Origin of the sequence: Halomonas sp. AOP7-B1-5 (assembly GCF_052353045.1) — a bacterium.
GTDB lineage: Bacteria > Pseudomonadota > Gammaproteobacteria > Pseudomonadales > Halomonadaceae > Vreelandella > Vreelandella colorata.
Genome location: NZ_JBQTDC010000088.1, coordinates 1 through 3,142, shown reverse-complemented (window position 1 = coordinate 3,142; position 3,142 = coordinate 1). Strand labels below are relative to the sequence as shown.

2 protein-coding genes are annotated in these 3,142 nt (G+C 53.0%); one reads left to right on the top strand and one right to left on the bottom strand.

Translation table 11 applies throughout. The features are described from left to right. Window positions 1-98: 98 nt before the first annotated feature. The gene (gene mobV / locus ACT3XD_RS19385) at window positions 99-1,232 is read right to left on the bottom strand and encodes a MobV family relaxase (protein WP_444280688.1); all 1,134 of its coding nucleotides are present in this window, start codon (window positions 1,230-1,232) and stop codon (window positions 99-101) included. 299 nt (window positions 1,233-1,531) lie between these two features. On the opposite strand from mobV, the gene ACT3XD_RS19380 reads away from it, so the two are divergent. Continuing rightward, window positions 1,532-1,978, top strand: a complete 447-nt coding sequence (locus ACT3XD_RS19380) for a hypothetical protein (protein ID WP_444280687.1) — start codon at window positions 1,532-1,534, stop codon at window positions 1,976-1,978. The last annotated feature ends 1,164 nt before the right edge of the window (window positions 1,979-3,142 follow it).

Sequence of the window (3,142 nt, the reverse complement as noted above, 5' to 3'; positions counted from 1 at the left end):
CCGACAGGGTGCAGATGTGTAGATCAGAATGACAACAAAGTGACCACTTTCTGACAACTCTTTTGGGTATAGCCACTTTGTGGTCACTTTGTTGTCACTTACAGCCCTGGAGTGTTACTCGAAGGCGTGAACGCCTGGTCAAACTGCTCTGCCCGTTTCTGCACACCCGCATACTGCTCTAAAAGCGCCTTTCCACGCTCTGTAAGCCCTTCATGAGGATCGAAAAGCTCATAAAGCTCGTCGATATTATGAGCATCCAGATACTCAGCACTGGCGATCACACCGAGCGGTTCTAAAGCTTTCAAGTGCTGTACCAGGGGCGATACCTTCGCCGGCACCGCTGGCCGATTCTCAGCGATCCACCTCGCTTTTTGCTGCTCAAACTGCTGTTGGGCAGCTCGGGCAGCAGCAAGCCGCTGCTGCAGCACTGCCCCCGCTCGGTCGATCTCAGCTTGCCGCTGTTCCAAGCCTTTTTCACCGCCTGCCAGCTTTTCACCCCTTACTGACAGTTCACGCTCAAGTGCTGCAAGGCGCTGCTCACGAGCCGCCAGAGCTTGCTCTCGCTGATCGAGCAACACCTCACGATCAACAAGCTGCTGTTTTTCAAGATCAGTGCTGAATTCACGCGCTTTCAGCGCTGCGTCGCGTTCGTCTAGCCGTGCATGGCCAGCACGCCATTCGTGTACTTTGGTGTGCGTCCGCTGCGGATCTGCTTTCCCTCGCTCCACCCCAAATGGGGCCATATGATCTGCAAATTTGCTTTGTCGTTTCTGCAAAACGCCCTTATTGCCGAAGAACCACTTGCCATTTAGCCGCCCCGTTTCAGCGTCCAGCGGCACGACTAAGATGTGCATGTGCGGACTGCTTTCGTCGTTGTGAACGACCGCAGACACGACGTTATCAGCCCCAAATTCATCTTGAAACCAATCGACAGCGCTCTCGAAATACAGCGCCGCTTGCTTGTCGCTGTTTTCCTCAAACCACTCTGGCGACGCGCTGACGATGTACTCGATGGCTCTTACAGCGTCTTTGCGGTACTTCTTAGGCGTGCGCGCTTCGATTGCGGCGTTGATGCCCTTCTGGTCATCCCATGCTGGTCCCACGACAGCATAGTTTCTATGCTGCTGTGAGACGTCAGCGTTGGGGGTCGGCTGCGTACGGGCGATGTGCGCCGTGATGCCGCGCACATCGCCCGTCTTGCGCTTCTCGCCTCGCATGATCGCGTATGCCATAGCTGCCCTGCCCTACCCTGCTTTTCCAGACTGAAAGTCTATAGGCTTCCCCAGAGAAAAACAAAGGCTAAACTCACTAGACTTTTAATGAGAACGCTTCGCATCCACACTCGCTGCGCTCATTTCATTAAAAGTCGTGAGCGATGGGCTACGCCCCTCGACCCCTCAAACCCACCCCACTAAAACAGACCACTTTAAGTCTGTCGACATGCTTAAAATAAGTCTGTTTAGTGCTTGCATTTTCCACATAGACAGACTAAAATTATTACTGTCAACAGATCAATAAAAGGCTGTCTAAAATGCAAATCCGGGAAAAAGGCAAGAAGCTGCTATGCATCCGCACAGTGTACGTGCCGGAGAAAAAACGGACAGTTGGCGTGACTGTCGCCAGCCAAGAAAGTTACTTGTCGACAGTAAGCGATGAGGTCTGTCGACAGCTAACAAAAGAGGAAGTCGCCCAGCTTACTGAATGGCTGTCTAAACGGTCTGAAAATGATACTGTCAACAGACTTAAATTTAGTCTGTCTCATGTCGCATCAAGAATGGAAGAGGCAGCCGAAGCTCTGACTGTCGACGGACTGAAAGAAGGTCTGTCTGATCAGCAGGCAGCGGAGATCTGGCTGGCACACGAGAAGCTGTCGAAAGCACTGAAAAAATCAGGGTTCAATAAGCCGAAAGGACAGACCGCAAAAAAGTCTGTCGACAACCACCCGAACTTACCGTTCGACGACCAAAACCAGGTCTAAAGCGGCGGATATTCAAGATTATCCGTCTTATCTTGAGTTTTTTTGGAGGGCGTAGATAAGCAAGGAGAGCGACAAAAAGAGTGGTTGAGGGGGGCCTCCTTGCTCTCGACCCTCATGGCTAACAATAGGTAAAAATAGGCCAAATACTAGCCAGATTATTCGCCTTATCTTGAGTTTCCGCCGTTGACCTGCCGAACGGGTTTTACCGGGGGTTGCCGAGGGGTTTTCTTGTCGTATCAACAGCTAATTTGCGACGCCAGGCGCGCCCTTTGCCTGTACCTACCGCGCTATCGCTTGGTGGCCGCCCTGCGGACGCTGGATCGAAGATCCACCGCCCCAGGGACGGCAGGCGTGCTGTTTAAAGCTCCCTACGGTCGCAGGCTTTGAACCGATAATGGTCGCTGAAAAACGGGCGAAGCCTGCCCTTCCGCTGCGCTTCAGGTCAGGCTTCGCCCTCCCAAGTTTTCGTGTTAAAAAACACGAAAACCTCGGATGAAGTCGCCTTGCTAGTCACTATCGGCACGTCCCGCTGGACGCTGACCCCCCGCACGCGCTGACTAGACACATCATGGACTTGCTGCACTGTCGAGCGTTGCCAAATGGCCGCCCCCACGACGTTTTTAAAGCGGTGTCGGTCTAAACCCCTTACCCGCTGACAGCGCCCCAGGATTGCGACTCCTGGGCGTTTGATGCGCGATGCACGCTGAGCATGTGTGCGGTTCCCCGTTATCTGCTCAACTACTGCGCCTGGGCGGGCAACAACAACTCGAATCCAACCCGTCAGACACGCGAAAACACGCTATAGCAGTAGCTATTGCGGTTAGAGAGAGTCAGCTCAGGAGTCTTGTTCAGATGCGCTAGCAGGGTTGCAAGCGGCCCACAGTAGGGCGATAATCTAGGAACAGTTTCGGTTAGTTGAGCTGGTATCTCTCTAACCACTCGGCTGAAAAGTGCTTCCAACACCTTTCAGTCCGACGAACCCCGCTCACGCGGGGTTTTGTCGTTTATAGCCCGCCAACCCGCTAGGCGTCAAGCTTGGCAGCTAATTCAACTCTCTCTGCAAGACGCTGTTTTTACTAAAAAACAGTAGGCTATTTTTTTTCAAAAAAGCCCTATAACACGCCGATAATATGCTCAAAGCCTGCACACAGGCGCTTTCAGCAC

Coding starts and splice junctions, on each gene's coding strand:
- mobV (WP_444280688.1), bottom strand. CDS start 1,232: ATGGCATACGCGATCATGCGAGGCGAGAAGCGCAAGACGGGCGATGTG.
- ACT3XD_RS19380 (WP_444280687.1), top strand. CDS start 1,532: ATGCAAATCCGGGAAAAAGGCAAGAAGCTGCTATGCATCCGCACAGTG.